At 54.9% G+C, this 14,810-nt stretch carries 18 protein-coding genes; 16 read left to right on the top strand and 2 right to left on the bottom strand.

Annotated features, from left to right (window positions below; genetic code table 11):
- Positions 1-24: 24 nt before the first annotated feature.
- The 9 genes from DMG62_03250 to DMG62_03210 all read left to right on the top strand — a co-directional run bounded on the left by DMG62_03250 (position 25) and on the right by DMG62_03210 (position 4,998).
- Positions 25-600 (top strand): hypothetical protein, encoded by a 576-nt coding sequence (locus DMG62_03250; protein PYY24586.1) that lies wholly within the window; start codon positions 25-27, stop codon positions 598-600.
- A gap of 128 nt (positions 601-728) precedes the next feature.
- Positions 729-989, top strand: a complete 261-nt coding sequence (locus DMG62_03245) for a transcriptional regulator (GenBank protein PYY24612.1) — start codon at positions 729-731, stop codon at positions 987-989.
- Positions 990-1,019: 30 nt separating this feature from the next.
- Positions 1,020-1,451, top strand: coding sequence for a hypothetical protein (locus tag DMG62_03240; protein PYY24585.1), 432 nt, complete (start codon positions 1,020-1,022; stop codon positions 1,449-1,451).
- Positions 1,452-1,598: 147 nt separating this feature from the next.
- Complete coding sequence (locus DMG62_03235) at positions 1,599-2,255, top strand: hypothetical protein (protein PYY24584.1); 657 nt, start codon at positions 1,599-1,601, stop codon at positions 2,253-2,255.
- Entirely contained in the window at positions 2,239-2,658 is a 420-nt protein-coding gene (locus DMG62_03230) for a hypothetical protein (GenBank protein PYY24583.1), read from the top strand. The genes DMG62_03235 and DMG62_03230 overlap by 17 nt, the downstream gene beginning before the upstream one ends.
- Positions 2,655-2,885, top strand: coding sequence for a hypothetical protein (locus DMG62_03225; protein ID PYY24582.1), 231 nt, complete (start codon positions 2,655-2,657; stop codon positions 2,883-2,885). The genes DMG62_03230 and DMG62_03225 overlap by 4 nt, the downstream gene beginning before the upstream one ends.
- Positions 2,886-3,033: 148 nt before the next feature.
- Positions 3,034-3,423, top strand: a complete 390-nt coding sequence (locus DMG62_03220; GenBank protein ID PYY24581.1) for a hypothetical protein — start codon at positions 3,034-3,036, stop codon at positions 3,421-3,423.
- A gap of 170 nt (positions 3,424-3,593) precedes the next feature.
- Complete coding sequence (locus tag DMG62_03215; protein PYY24580.1) at positions 3,594-4,337, top strand: proline hydroxylase; 744 nt, start codon at positions 3,594-3,596, stop codon at positions 4,335-4,337.
- Positions 4,327-4,998 carry a DNA oxidative demethylase AlkB gene (locus tag DMG62_03210; GenBank protein ID PYY24579.1) on the top strand — a complete coding sequence of 224 codons (672 nt, stop codon included), beginning with the start codon at positions 4,327-4,329 and terminating at the stop codon, positions 4,996-4,998. Before DMG62_03215 ends, DMG62_03210 begins: the two co-directional genes overlap by 11 nt.
- Before the next feature lie 113 nt (positions 4,999-5,111).
- On the opposite strand, the gene DMG62_03205 is transcribed toward DMG62_03210, so the two are convergent.
- Positions 5,112-5,873: a hypothetical protein gene (locus DMG62_03205; GenBank protein PYY24611.1), complete on the bottom strand. Its 762-nt coding sequence runs from the start codon at positions 5,871-5,873 to the stop codon at positions 5,112-5,114.
- Between the two features lie 122 nt (positions 5,874-5,995).
- On the opposite strand from DMG62_03205, the gene DMG62_03200 reads away from it, so the two are divergent.
- From DMG62_03200 to DMG62_03175, 6 genes are all read left to right on the top strand, one after another.
- The gene (locus DMG62_03200) at positions 5,996-7,600 is read left to right on the top strand and encodes an alternative thymidylate synthase (GenBank protein PYY24578.1); all 1,605 of its coding nucleotides are present in this window, start codon (positions 5,996-5,998) and stop codon (positions 7,598-7,600) included.
- A 186-nt stretch (positions 7,601-7,786) separates the two neighbouring features.
- Entirely contained in the window at positions 7,787-8,884 is a 1,098-nt protein-coding gene (gene recA / locus DMG62_03195; protein ID PYY24577.1) for a recombinase RecA, read from the top strand.
- Positions 8,885-9,313: 429 nt separating this feature from the next.
- On the top strand, positions 9,314-9,829 hold the full coding sequence (locus DMG62_03190) for a pantetheine-phosphate adenylyltransferase (protein PYY24576.1): 516 nt from the start codon (positions 9,314-9,316) through the stop codon (positions 9,827-9,829).
- A 14-nt stretch (positions 9,830-9,843) separates the two neighbouring features.
- Positions 9,844-11,037 carry a pyridoxal phosphate-dependent aminotransferase gene (locus DMG62_03185; protein PYY24575.1) on the top strand — a complete coding sequence of 398 codons (1,194 nt, stop codon included), beginning with the start codon at positions 9,844-9,846 and terminating at the stop codon, positions 11,035-11,037.
- 42 nt (positions 11,038-11,079) lie between these two features.
- Positions 11,080-11,688, top strand: coding sequence for a hypothetical protein (locus tag DMG62_03180; protein ID PYY24574.1), 609 nt, complete (start codon positions 11,080-11,082; stop codon positions 11,686-11,688).
- Positions 11,689-12,160: 472 nt separating this feature from the next.
- Positions 12,161-13,276: a DNA polymerase III subunit beta gene (locus tag DMG62_03175; GenBank protein ID PYY24610.1), complete on the top strand. Its 1,116-nt coding sequence runs from the start codon at positions 12,161-12,163 to the stop codon at positions 13,274-13,276.
- 19 nt (positions 13,277-13,295) lie between these two features.
- On the opposite strand, the gene DMG62_03170 is transcribed toward DMG62_03175, so the two are convergent.
- Positions 13,296-13,772, bottom strand: a complete 477-nt coding sequence (locus DMG62_03170) for a hypothetical protein (GenBank protein ID PYY24573.1) — start codon at positions 13,770-13,772, stop codon at positions 13,296-13,298.
- A gap of 387 nt (positions 13,773-14,159) precedes the next feature.
- Here DMG62_03170 and DMG62_03165 point away from each other — a divergent pair, with 387 nt between their 5' ends.
- Positions 14,160-14,609, top strand: coding sequence for a hypothetical protein (locus tag DMG62_03165; protein ID PYY24572.1), 450 nt, complete (start codon positions 14,160-14,162; stop codon positions 14,607-14,609).
- Positions 14,610-14,810: the final 201 nt, after the last annotated feature.

The raw sequence follows: 14,810 nt of genomic DNA, 5'->3' as shown, positions 1-14,810 counted from the left end.
TCGACTCAAGCGAGAACACCAGAGATGACGCCGCACTCCGCGGATGCCCTTGACCAGCTTCAGTTCATTCGCCACACGATGGAAAGCGCGACCTCCTTCACAGCCGTTCCCGGTTGGGGAACTGTTGCCCTCGGCTTGACTGCGATCGCCGCAGCGATTGTGGCTCGTACTCTCGACTCTCGCGAGACGTGGGTATTGCTATGGCTTGGTGAGGCTGTGCTGGCCGGACTCATCTCAGTCGTGGCGATGGTGAAAAAGACCGGAAGTCTGGCGAAGCTCGCCAATTCAATACCTGCCCGCAAGTGCGCGCTAAGCCTCGTGCCGCCGCTGGCCGCGGGCGGGGTATTGACGTTGATCATGATGGAGCAGCACTTGTACGCAGCGCTTCCCGGAATGTGGCTGATGCTCTATGGTGTGGCCGTAATTACAGGGGGCGCGTTTTCAGTACGGGTCGTTCCGGTAATGGGAATTTGCTTTGCGGTGTTTGGAACGATTGCGCTCGCTCTTCCCGCAAGCTGGGCAAATGGAATCATGGCCGCCGGATTTGGCGGCTTGCATGTGCTCTTCGGGTTGCTCATCGCCCGGAGACACGGAGGTTAGTGAGGTTGCGTCAAGCGAAGTTGAAGTCCAAATCTACTGTTCACGAGAATGTCCGCTCCACAGCGCGGGCGGTCCCGCCTCATAAAGAGGCATCCGCGTCCGAGCTCGATCCCGTCATTCATGAGCGCATGCGCCTTGGGATCATCAGCGCTCTTGCTGTTCGAGAGGCGCTTACCTTTTCGGAGCTGAAGCGGCTGTTGGATGCTACCGACGGCAATCTGAGCGTCCATGCTCGCAAGCTGGAGGACGCCAACTACGTAGTCTGCACCAAGAGTTTTGCAGGCCGTGTGCCGCGCACCGAGTACCGGATTACCTCAGCAGGGCGCAAGGCTTTGGAGCAATATCTCGACCACATGGAGCAGATCATCCAGCAAACCCGCGGCAACTGAATCAATCCGCGTAATTCTTCCAACGTAGCCGTGCAGAAGTTGCCGGATGTGAATCCGCTTCTTCTCGATTATCATTTGTTCGACTCGCGAGCTGTTCCCCACATGAGCGATCGCCGCAAAACCAAAACTACGCCTGACCTCGAGAGGCGCAAGCGCAATCGACGCGCTTTTGTGCGATGGCCGTTTGATTTTGATGTTCGTCTGGCCTGGGGAAGGCAATCTGTTCTGTGTCGCGGATACGAAATCGCTGAAGGTGGACTTTCAGTAGTTTGCGAAATCCCACTTCCCCCCGACACCGAAATCGATATTGAGTATCGACTGCAGCCCATAGCGAATGCCGTGACAGTCAAAGGCAAAGTTCGATATGTTCAAGGTCCGCACGTCGGGCTCGAGTTCCTCAACTTAGGGTTGAAGGACCGGCTGGCAATCGTCCAGCACTGCGAGAAGCTGGATCCGGTATAGGTTTGGTCCATCTCTCCGGGCATCTCACTCCAGCAGCTCCTTAAAGCAGCATCAAGAACTTCCATACCCTGCAAACACGGCAGCGCCGTTACACATCCAACCGATTTAGTTCTATAAGTCGGTCATTGCGACATGCAGGAGGGCGAAATGGCAGATCCCCTACGGAAGGATGCTTTTCGATCAGTAACTATCGCTGAAGAATTGGATGAGACCCGCGGCAGAGTTTCTCGAACGGATTTGAACATGGACATGGCTAGTCCCGACCGCCAACTGCCGGAGGCGGGGAACCCTCGTCTGAATCGGGCTGCCGAACAGGTAGGCGGAGCTGTAGGACGTGTGGTGTCGCAAGCGCGCCGCGTTCCTGATTCGGCCTGGGAAAAACTCCACCTCGTCCGAGATCGGGCAGAGCAAGCGAAAGACGCCGTCTCTAATCGTATCTCCAGTTCGGCGTCTTCGTTGGCCGATACAGCTGAGCAGCGAGCCCGCAGCTTGGTTGGGACAACTCAGGAGAAAGCTCGCGATTTGATGGATCGTGTGGAGGAACGCGGACGGGTCGCATTTGACGAAGTTGACCAACTCAGCCGTAGGGCTGCTGAGCGGGCCAGCGAGATCAAGGATCGAATTGAAGAACAATCGCGCGAGTTGCGGTTGCAAGCACGCCTCCGCGCGGAGCAGATGCGTAGGCGAGCACAGCGCCTCGTTCACGAGCATCCTCTGGAGGTGCTGGGCGGCATTGCCGGAGCAGCTCTTCTGGCTGGTGTTTCACTAAGGATTGTGAGGGCACACAATGCACGTCGTCACTGAAAACAACAAATCTATCGGGCAAGTTGTGAGCGAACTGAAAAACGATGCTCGCGATTTTGTCTCCACGCGCCTACAAATCTTGACGCAGGAAATGAATGACAAGCTGAAGGTTTGGAAAGCCGCAATTCCCATTTTGGTGGTTGGGGCCCTGCTTGGCGGAATGGCGCTTATAGTTCTGACCTTTGCTGTTGTCGCGTTTCTCGCGGGCATCTTCCTGCCGAGTCCCTATGCCTGGTGCTATGGAGCGCTGATTGTGACCGCGTTTTACATGATTTGCGCTTTCGGACTCTTCTATCTTGGCAAGCGTGAATTGACACAGACGGGAATTGCGCCGACGCGTACCCTTCGCGTGCTCAAGCAGGACCAGATCTGGATTCAGAATGAAGCGAGGTCACAGGTATGACGCAGGCGACTTTTCCCACCGAAATTCTCGAGCAGCACGCAGCAGAACAGAGACGAGCGCTCCATAATGACGTTCAACATCTCCGCTCAGTGGTTCGCTCTGAGGTTCGAGAGCGTACCGATGTGAAGCGAGTAGTACGAAGGCACTTTGCTGTGGTTGCGGCTGCCACTGCAGTTCTGGCCTTGTCATTTGGATACGGCTTCACCGGAATCTTTACGCGCGAGTAGAGCGATCGCTTTGGTTGAAGAGAGCCGCACTCTGCTGCGGCTCTGGTTCCCTTTGCAGGTTCCTCACCTCATACTCGTGCATCTTTTCCACATCAGCAGCTCTCGAATTTTCCCAACGCTACTCTGACTTTTGACAATCTAAATCCGTATGCAGTTGAGACGCCACTCCAAAGCAATTTTCACTGTGCTCGACACCGCAATTGGAACTCTGCTCTGCGCTTCCGTCGCTCTCATCCTTGCATTGCTCTTTAATCAAACTCGGATGGAAGTAACTCTTCCCATCATTTGTCTCGCGGTGGTCGTATCCGTTGCAGCACGCTTCGGTGTAGCCACTGGAGTGCTGGGCAGTGTCGTATCAGCGCTGCTGCTGGCCTACTTCGTTTATGCTCCGCAACATTCGCTACGGATCGTCAACCATGATGCACGTGCGAATCTCTCCTGGTTGTTGCTGGGCGGAATATCGCTGAGCTTCCTCTTCACTCCCCGTCGTGACGAACCGACGAAGGAGCACCAACGGAATCCAATAGCCAAAGAGTAGGCCGCTCTGCGCGATTGCTTGCCGCACACCGGGTTAACGACGCCCGTTCTCGAGCGAGCCCTGCAGCTCTGCTTCGAGAAATTTGAAGGCAGGAATCGGAGTGCAGCGAATAGGAACACTGCCTACACTCACATGGCACTCGACAAGAGCGTTCATTCGCAGGAGGATATATGAGCAACGCGTCTGTGATCCCGATCGATTCATTGAGTGAAAGAAGTGCAAGGATTCCGTCCCTCGATTGGGTACGAATCTCTCGGGAACTGGATGCTTACGGCAATGCTGTACTCGGCCGTCTGCTCTCTCCTGAAGAGTGCCTAGAGATTGCGGCTCTGTATTCGAAGGACGATCTATTTCGCAGCAAAGTCGTGATGTCGCGCCATGGCTTTGGGCAAGGTGAATACAAGTACTTCAAGTATCCTCTGCCCGAATTGCTTGCGGAGGTACGCACAACGATGTATCCGCATCTGGCTCCAATCGCGAATCGATGGAATCAGGCGTTGGGCATCCACGTAAATTTCCCGGAAAGGCACGCCGACTTCATCAGGCGCTGTCACGGGGCGGGACAAGAGAAACCAACTCCGCTGCTGCTGCAATACGGACCCGAGGACTACAACTGCCTGCATCAGGATCTCTATGGGGAGCATGTCTTTCCGCTTCAGCTCGCCATTCTTCTGTCCAAACCAGGACGAGACTTCGAAGGCGGCGAGTTCGTCATGACTGAGCAGCGTCCTCGCATGCAGTCTAGAGCGCAAGTAGTGCCTCTGCATCAGGGAGACGGGGTGCTGTTCGCGGTACATAATCGTCCAGTGCAGGGCACGCGGGGAGTCTATCGCGTCAACCTTCGACACGGAGTGAGCCGCGTCCGCTCCGGTCAGCGGCACACATTGGGAATCATCTTTCACGATGCCAAGTAAGCGCCAGCGCAGCAGCGGAAATCTCTTCGAGGATGCTATCGAGGAACCACGAACTGAGCCGCTGGCGACCGGCGCAACGGTTCTCCGTGGCTTTGCATTACAGCACGAAATGGCAGTCCTCTCAGCAATTCGTGAGGTGGTTGCGAAGGCTCCATTTCGGCAAATGATTACGCCCGGTGGTTATCGCATGTCGGTAGCCATGTCGAACTGCGGATCACTGGGCTGGGTCACAGACCGAAGCGGCTATCGCTATGACAGTCAGGATCCGATGAGCGGCTTGCCTTGGCCGCCGATACCGATGCCACTCTTCAGACTCGCAAGTAATGCCGCGACTGAAGCCGGATTCCCAAATTTCGTACCTGACGCCTGTCTGATCAATCGCTATGAAACCGGCGCACGCCTCTCGCTCCATCAGGACAAAGACGAGAAGGATTTCAGTCAGCCCATTGTCTCAGTGTCGCTCGGAGTTCCGGCGGTGTTTCTGTTTGGCGGCCTGAAGCGCAACGACAAAACCGTTCGAGTGAGACTCACGCATGGTGACGTTGTGGTCTGGGGTGGTCCGGCACGGCTTCGCTATCACGGAGTTCAGCCTCTGAAGGAAGATCACCATCCACTCGTCGGCGATCTCCGTGTCAATCTGACCTTCCGCAAGGCTGGATGATCAGGTGCAACAACAAGGCGCAAATAACAGGCATTTTGAAATGCAAACTAAATGTTGTTGAATTTGTCCCAAATCCTGAAAATTCCTCGGACCTCAGGGAATTCTTTGCACCTTCAGCCGAGCACTTCGGGCGCGAAGATGTAGACTTCGAGAAACTTTGCAAATTGCAGCGTTGGCCTCTCACGTGGAAAATCCAACCCAAGCGATTCGGTCATCGTATTCACGTCGAACTCTGCCTCAGCCGACTGCAGAGGCCAGGGAAGATGATGAATCTGGATGCGCTGAACCTTCCGTTTTCGCGTGGTGTAAAGGCAATAGCGCTCGGTAACGAATCGCTCTAGATCGCTTTTCTCAGCTGATACATCCCCAGTAGCCCCATAGTGGCCGACCAACTTCGCCTTTGTCGTTTGTCGTCTTGTGCTCCGGTATTGCACCTGGTCAACAGCGAAAACTTTGACATTCATGTCTGCCCAAAAATAAGGAAGTCCCGCTCCTGCTCTTGCTCCTAGTACTGCAAGTAGACTTCCAGCATCGAGGCTGAAGAAGTAGACACCAGGCTTGTCAGGCTCCTGCGGAGCTCGCACGTAGGTTCGCACATTGAGTTCAGGAAATGTGGTCGCCGTCGGAACGTAAGGCAGTGCGCGAAATCGCACATGGCTCATCCAGAAGGGAATTACGCCTATCCAAGCCTTGCCGTCGAAGGTGTCCAGATCCAACTCACGAGGAACCAGCGGGCGAACTTGTTCGGCTGGAAGGGCCCAGTGCGCAAAGAGCAAGTCATGCCAGCGCTGATACATGACCCAAGGAGCCTCAGGCAGCGGCCATGGCCGATGGGCAGTTTCCCTCAGAATTTCGTGATTTGGTGATTTCGTCATTTCCTGGTCTGCGCGCATGCGGATCAGCAATCACGAAATCACAAAATCGCTAAATCACAAAATCGCGAATCCTCGAAATGCATAGGCGCAGTTTGGCTTCTGTGCGCTATGCTGACTGCCTGATGTCTCATCCCAACGGAACTAAACCGGCCTGTAATCCGGAAGGGTCAACACAGCAGCTTTCTATTCCGTCGACGGAAGTGTTTGCCGTTCACGGTGTCGAACCCGAAGTGCAGGCTTACGCAATGGCCAAGTACTCACGCTCTGCACTCTCGATGAAGGAGTCACTGAGGGAGATCAGCGAGCAGAAGGCCGAGCAGTTCCTCAACACCTTCTACTTTCAGTACGGACATCGCTCGATCGCCGATTTGGCACACATCCCGATGGCCATCGAAAGGCTCTCGATTCTAGCTGCGATCACACTTGTGGATGAGCAGCGTTGGGACGGCCAAGAACGCTCGACGCGATACCAGAACTTCAAGAAGAGCGGCTTTTACATTCCGGAATTCACCAGCTCCGCGGATCGTGACCAATACCTTAAGACCGTAAAGTTTCTATTCGCCGAATACGAAGCGATCTCCGATGAAATGGCGCGTTATCTCGCTACACAGATTGCAAAACCTGCCGAGATGACGCAGGAAGCTTACCAGCGCATCTTGCGCGCGCGTGCCTTCGACATCTCTCGCTATCTGCTGCCGTTAGCGACGAATACCTCGCTTGGCCAAATTGTGAATGCACGGACACTGGAAACCCAGATCTCGCGCTTGCTCAGTCACACACATGCCGAGGTTCGGCAACTAGGAGAGGCGCTCAGGCAAGCAGCGCGTTCAGCTTCCTACAATGTCAACGAAGCCGTATACCGCAAGCTGGTGGATGAGATTGCGGCTGAGAATCCGGCTCTCGCCGAGCGCGCTCGGGAAGTGCTGCTCAAGGATGTGAAGGTTGCGGCCACACTCGTGAAGTATGCCGAGGCAAGTCGTTACGAGCAGGAGACTCGTCGTGAGCTCCGCCAGGCTCTTCGCGAACTCATTCCCATCGATACGGTGATCCAGGACGGTCAACTGGAGCAGTCTTTTGTTGTCGATTTGCTCGAACATGAGCCGCTCGAGATTGAGCTGGCCAGCACGCTGCTATACGGAGCCGATCACTACAGCTATCGTCAGATTCGGGAGGCGGTCTCATCGATTTCCTCGGCGCGTCGAGAAGAAATTATCGCTCTCGGTATGCGCCATCGAGGCAAGCACGACGAGCTGCTGCGTTTCTTCGCCGCCGGCCAAGCATTTCGCTTCGACATTCTCATGGACATCGGCGGATTTCGCGACATGCATCGTCACCGCCGCTGCATTCAGATCGAACAGGAGTTCACGAACCTCCACGGCTTCGCTACTCCTGAGGAACTCCGTTCTTCAGGCCTCCAGGATCGTTACGGTGAAACGATGTTGCGCGCCTCCGACACGCATGACCAGTTCTGCGGGAGTCACGATCCGAATGGAGAGCAGAACGCGCAATATGTACTGCCTTTGGCCTTCAAGAAACGCACGCTCTTCAAAATGGACTTCGCAGAAGCCGTCTATATTTCCGAGCTGCGAACTACGCCGGCGGGACATCGCTCATATCGGGAAGTGGCTTATGCGATGTATGAAGCGGTGGCTCGGCGGCATCCATCACTTGCGAAGTATTTCCGGGTGCATGACGTGCGGGAGCCTGTGGATTTGTTAAAGCGATAAAAACCGGAGTGAAGCACGAAGGGCACGAAGGAGACTCATAAGGTCACCCAGAAAATCCACCGTGACCTTAATCTCTTGAGCTCGACCTTCGTGTTTACTCGGGGCGCTTCGTTTTTTCTTCGCTAATGGGGGAATGTTCCGCTATAATGCCCTCTCGTAATTGAATCCAACTCAGCAGGAGGCATCATGGCGGACGAGAAATCACGCGCAATCGATCTCGCTCTATCGCAAATTGAAAAGCAGTTTGGCAAGGGATCGATCATGCGGCTCGGCTCGAAGGAAGCGATCGTGCCGATCTCGGTTATTTCTACTGGCGCGATTTCCTTTGATGCTGCTCTTGGTGTTGGCGGCTTTCCTCGCGGACGCGTGATTGAAGTCTTCGGTCCTGAGTCCTCCGGCAAAACCACGATTACTCTCCAGGTGATCGCCGAAGCGCAGAAGGCCGGGGGGATGGCGGCTTTTGTGGACGCAGAGCACGCGCTCGATCCGACATATGCGAAGAGACTAGGGGTCGATGTGGATAACCTGCTGGTCTCGCAGCCGGACTACGGCGAGCAGGCGCTTGAGATTACCGAAGCGTTGGTTCGATCGAATGCCATTGACGTCCTTGTCGTGGACTCAGTCGCCGCGCTCGTTCCCAAAGCGGAACTCGATGGCGAGATGGGCGACAGTCATGTTGGACTGCAGGCCCGTCTCATGTCCCAGGCTCTTCGCAAGCTCACCGGCACGGTCTCCAAGTCGCGCACTTGCCTGATCTTTATCAATCAAATCCGCGAGAAGATCGGCGTCATGTTCGGAAATCCCGAAACGACTACGGGCGGCCGCGCGTTGAAGTTCTACTCTTCCGTGCGGGTCGACATCCGGCGCATAGCTGCCATCAAAGAAGGTGATCTGGTGGTCGGCTCGCGCACCAAAGTCAAAGTCGTGAAGAACAAAGTAGCGGCTCCGTTCCGCGAAGCTGAATTCGACATCATGTACGGCGAAGGGATCTCGCGCGAAGGCGACCTGCTCGATCTGGCGGCCAATCACAACATCGTCGAGAAGTCCGGTTCATGGTTCAGCTACAAGGGCGAGCGCATCGGCCAAGGCCGCGAGAATGCAAAGGTCTTCCTGAAAGAGAACAAAGACCTCGCCGGAAAGATCGAGGTCGAAGTTCGCAAAGCGCTGGGGCTAACGGCGGCAGGCGAGAAGGCCGCTGCGGCAGCGGGGCCGAATGGAGCCGGAGCAGCAACTGCAAATCATCCGCCTGCTCCTCCACGCCCAATTCCAATGCAGCGTAAATGAACACCTGAAAGAGCGAATACCAAGGTCACGAAGACAAAGGACGAGATCACTAGAGGGAGCTTCGTGACCTTATCCTTTGCTCCTTCGTGTACTTCATGTTCGCTTCTCCCCGGAAAATGGAAAACGCCAGAACTGGTTGGTTCTGGCGTTCATCTTTTGGCCCCTCTATACGGGCCCAAAATTTCCATCGAGGCCGTTGAGCACTCCCCCAAATGCCTTCACAACCTCTCGATTTCTAGCTGTTGCAATTGCCGAGCCAAAATCTTTGAGCCCGTAAATAGCTGATTCTTCAATCTCGACGTTAAGCGGGCAAAATACTAACGCAAAAGGCAAAGTGAAAAGGTTTGCACACTGTTCTATTGGATTAGCCATTGCGAGGCTGGCACAGAGTCCATAGAATCGGGTCGAAGCTGCCTTCCAGGGCTGTAAATGAAACAAATCAGGGCTATATACCCCGGATCCTTTGATCCGCTAACGAACGGCCATCTGGACCTTATTGACCGTGGAAGCAAAATCTTCCACGAGCTGATCGTGGCCATTCTTCGAAATTCGGAGAAAGAACCCCTTTTCGACGTCGCCGAACGCAAGGAAATGCTCATAGAAGCGACGTCGCGCTGGCCCAATGTACGCATCGATACCTTCTCCGGACTGCTGGTGGATTACGTTGTTCAGCAGAGGGCGCACGCTGTCTTGCGCGGCATCCGCGCAATTAGCGATTATGAGTATGAGCTGCAGATGGCCCTCATGAACCGCAAGTTGAACGCGCAAGTGGAAACCGTGTTCATGATGCCCGCCGAGACTTATTCTTATCTGAGCTCGCGCCTGGTGAAGGAAGTGTTCCGGCTGGGCGGTTCGGTTCGTCAATTGGTTCCCCCTGAGGTAGAGAAGCGGTTGTATAACAAAGTTCACCCTGAAGTTTCGCTGGCCAGGCAGGGGAAGCACTAGATTCGGAGGCAACGATGGCAACTACTGCGATCAGCAGTCCATTTTCGGCACGGGTAAATCGGATTGAAGTCTCGGCCACAATCGCCATGACGGCCGAAGCTGCCAAGCTGCGCGCTAAAGGAATCGATCTGTGCGACATGGGTATGGGCGAGCCGCACTTCAACACGCCACGCCACATCAAGGACGCCGGCATTGCCGCCATCGAACAGAACTTTACGAAGTATACTGCCGTTGGAGGGGTCCCCGAACTCCGCAAAGCCATCGTGGAGCGACACGCTACTGATTTCGGTTCCAACTACATGCCCGACGAGGCTGTCGCCTCAACCGGAGGCAAGCAGGCGTTGTTTAATGCCCTCCAAGTGCTCGTGGATCACGGCGACGAGGTCATCATTCCAGTTCCATATTGGGTCTCCTTCAAGGACATCGTCGAGTACGCCGGCGGAAAGTGCGTGTACGTCGAAGCCGACGAAGAGCAGGATTTTCGCATTACGGCCGAGATCATCAAGCGCGCGATTACTTCTCGGACACGCGCCATCATTTTGAACAGTCCGTGCAATCCTTCCGGCGCGGTCATGTATCCCGAAGACATGCGCGAAGTGCTTCTGATGGCGCACCGACGCGGCATCTACGTTATCGCGGACGAATGCTACGTTTACCTCAATTTCACCGGCGACATTCAGTCAGCCGGATCTGTCAGCGAAGCGCGGGAACACCTGGTAATCATCGGCTCGTTGTCGAAGACCTATGCCATGACCGGGTGGCGATCGGGATACGCGCTTGGGCCGGCTCCGGTTATTGCGCAGATTAGCAAGCTGCAGAGCCAATCCACGTCGAATCCGGCATCCATGGTACAGAAGGCTGCTATCGCTGCATTGGAAGGTCCGCAGGATTGCGTCGCCGAGTTCCGCGCAGATTACATTCGCCTGCGCGACCAGGTACTCGCCGATCTGGCTCAGATCCCTGGAGTTCGTTGTGCGCGACCAGTGGGTGCCTTCTACGTTTATCCCAACATCTCGGCATATCTTGGCCGTGGGGGTCTGCAGTCGAGCATCGATGTTGCCAACCGTCTGCTGCATGAGGCGCACGTGGTTACCGTTCCTGGCGAAGGCTTCGGGACGCACGAGCATATACGTCTCTCATACGCCACGAGCGGCGCGGTCCTTAAGGAAGCGTTGCAACGCATGAAGAATTTCTTCGCATCGGTGTAGCAGATGAGGATTCGTCCTCGATCATCATGCTGGGCAACGGCGGTGCTGTTATTCACTGGCTTCACCGCTGGAAATGCTTACGATTACAAGCCGCCTGAGATTCCACCGGCGGGCCATGCGGCAAAGTTTGCGCAGCATGACACGCACAAAGGCGAAGGTGTAACGGTCGCCGTTGATCCATACGGGCCAGAGAAGGATTCCGTCTTTCACGTGAAATTTGCGGACCATCGCATCCTTCCCGTGCGCCTCATTATCAGCAATGACAGCGATGATCCGCTCTCGCTGGCAGACGCGAAGATCCAGTTCACGACGTCGCACAAAGCCAAAGGCGAGCCGCTCACCAAAGAGGATATCGAACGCGCAGTCGGGCGTTCCGTGGAGCCCCAGGACACCACATCATCGACGCGGATCCCATTACCTGTTCCCATTCCTCGCGGTAAACCCAAGCGCCTGCCCAAGGGGACGGAAGAAGAGATTGACTACTTGATGTTCAAGGCTGAAGCTGTAGAACCGCATAATACGCAAGCGGGATTTTTATTCTTCGATGTAAGCGGCGTGCAACAACCTCTCATCGGATCGCGGATTCTGTTCACTGGCATTCGGAACGGCAAAGGCCAAGAACTGTTTTACTTCGACATTCCGCTACAGTGATTGACCACTCACGCCGTACGGTAGAGACGCGGCATTCTGCGTGCACATTCCTCGCAGCATGTGGAAACCATCAACTCCGGATTACACGATCAATCCTGCTCACGCCGCATCTTTCCACCATAGCGACGCGCTTTCCACCCACTCTCCTGTGGACGCAATGTTGGAGGTTCGGACAACTTGTTCCTGTTCAGATGAAGCTGCTCGACAATCCATCACGGACCTGCTTCTCCGCCCTCAATTTCTAAATCGCGAACCGCTCTCCCTTCGCTCGGAATGCGATTTGGAGATAAATGTCCACTTTTCCAGAGCATTTACTACTGCTGCTAGAGTAGTTGTTCTTTTCTCTGATTGAAGTAAAAGCAGTAGCTGATATAAGTTTTACGCATACATTGCAGGGGGTCTCGTCATCATGTCTTCATCCGGAGTGAGCGTGGAGAACGTCGAAAAAATCAGCACTGCACCTGGTGCAGCTATGGAGCTCGTCCTGAGCCAGGCCGAATTGCTCAGGGAGCTCACGGCCACGCAAGGCGTAGTCGAGCGCAAGACGACGATCCCGATTCTTTCAAACTTTCTGTTTGAAGCCGCGGGTGATCGACTCACGATTACTGCTACGGACCTCGATCTGAGCCTTCGGACCTCCTGCGGTGCTACGGTGAAGAAAGAAGGATCCTGCACAATCCCAGCGCGAAAACTCTACGACTACGTGAAGCTGCTTCCCGAAGGATCAATCACCATCAAGCAGATGGAGAATCACTGGGTGCAGATTCGCGCTGGTCGATCGAATACGAAGATGGTTGGTATGGCGCGAGCAAATTTCCCAGCGCTGCCAACCTTTCCATCGGGCTCAACGACGAAGCTTCCGGTGCCGGCGCTGCACAATTTGATTGCGAAGACGATCTTTGCGATCTCGAACGAAGAATCGCGTTACACGTTAAACGGGGCTCTGATGGTAATCAAAGCCGAATCGATCGCGATGGTAGCAACGGATGGACATCGACTCGCGCACATCGAGACGAAGTCTTCTTTCCCGGGCGTGAATGGAGAGATGAAGACCCTGGTGCCGCGCAAGGCGATGAATGAATTGAAATCGCTGCTCGATCAGACAGATCAGGATTTCGTTGAATTTGCGAAAGATGATTCGACTCTGTTCTTCCGCATCGGAGGCAGGCTGCTTACTTCGCGCCAACTTACCGGACAATTTCCGAACTACGAAGCCGTGCTGCCGCGCGACAACAACAAAGCTGTCGTTGTGGGATGCGCAGACCTCATGGGCGCCATTCAGCGCGTTGCTCAATTCGCCGATGAACGATCAGGCGCGATTCGTATGAAGCTCGAGAAGGATGAGATTCGCATTTCGTCTTCGTCCACTGAAGCCGGCGAATCAGAGGAGTTCATTGAGACCAGCTATAAATCCGATCCACTGATCATCGGCTTCAACTCGCAGTACATGCTCGACTTCCTCAAGGTGACGAACTCCGGTGAAGTGCGGCTGGAGTTCAAAGACGCGCAATCGGCAGGGCAGATAAGGCCAGAGGGTGGAGCGGACGAGTACAAATATCGCTACATCATCATGCCCATGAGAATCTGAAGTGAGTTTTCGACGCGTCTTAAGGCTCGACGCTGACCAGCGCGATTTCTGAACCGTTGCCGTGCGGCAGGACTACGACGATCTTTTGTTCGTCGCCTGAAATCAATTTCAGCAGTGTTCCGCTCGCGGCAAAGTCTCTTGCATGGCATGCCGATGGAGCGGTGAACGCTGCGTCATTAAGCTGCACGTCCACATCGTTGTTCTTGCCTCCGGAACATTCCACGACTTGTCCTTTGGCTTTGAGGCGATCTCGATAAAACTGAAGAACCTTGTCAGGCTTGTCTTGAGAGAGGTATGCACTTGCAGCGACGCTGTGTGCGCGGGTGCCATCAGTCAGGGAGACAGTTCCTCGACCATCCGCGTGCTCGCTCAAGACGGCCTTCGGGTACACGGGCAGCCCAGGGCCATTGCCAGCATCGAATTTGTTCCCTGAGGTTTGAGCGAAGGCGAATCCGGAGGTGAGCGCTAATATGAGGTATGCCGCGGCTGTACGCATCGAGACTCCTCCATTAGAGTTGGGACCAAACGAAGCTGTTGGATGCCGCCCGCAGGTACAGGTCTGCCAGGCTGGTCACTTTGCTCCGGTCCTTGCGCCAAGAATTCGCAACTTTGCCGTACGCAGAGCGTCTAAAATATCGTAATGCGCAGGCTTTTCCAAGTCGCTGTTCTTGGTGCCGTCCTTTGCGCCGCTCCTGCAGGCTTTGCTCAACACAGCAGCATTGAATTTCATGGCATTCCCGCTTCAGTAACCTCGCCCAGGACTGATGGCACTTTCCGCGGGATTCCCGCGAGCGTCACCGATCCCAGTTTCAGACAGTCACCAGGTTTCCGCACGCACGGGCCTTGCTGCCAACGTGGGCGCCATCAATCTAGTGCTACTCCGGTGTATGCGGTTCCGTACTACGGCTACTACGGTTATCCCTACTATCACGACGCATCTCTCTATGATCAGACACAGCAGCCCGTGCAGCAGCAGGCTCCTACGCCTCAAGTGATCATCATCAAAGACGAACGTTCGTCAGCGGATGACGAGTCGCGGTATGGTGAGCACGAGTTCGACGAAGGCCAATCCAGCGCACGGCCATCTAGGCAGGACGTGGCACAAGTGCAGATTCCCCCAGGCGCACCCGCGCTGGCAGAGGAGCTCCCGCTCACCACGCTTGTGTACCGTGATGGGCACAAAGCTGAAGTGCGCAATTACGCAATCGTGGGCAGCAATCTGATCGATCTCACCAAGAGTTCACTTCTGAAGAAGATTCCTCTAGCGTCACTCGACCTGGAAGCGACTCGTCGTGAGAACGAAGAGAACGGCGTTGAGTTCCATCTGCCCTGAGAAGGCTTCGAAGCTGCTGAGCGCTCTTCCTTCGATAAGCTTCTTTCCCAAAAAGGTACGGAACGCCTAAGCTTTTCACGCCACTCATCGCAGCTGAATTCATGCTATAATCAGACCAGCGCGCCGGGCAACTAACATCCTGATAAAACAATAGCTTACGGGCGATTCGATGGGCTTCTATCGTGAAAGCTTCGAAGCCGT

This window comes from Acidobacteriota bacterium (assembly GCA_003225175.1).
GTDB lineage: Bacteria > Acidobacteriota > Terriglobia > Terriglobales > Acidobacteriaceae > Gp1-AA112.
The sequence above is the reverse complement of the archived record's forward strand: the minus strand, read 5'-3'. Positions and strand labels throughout refer to the sequence as shown.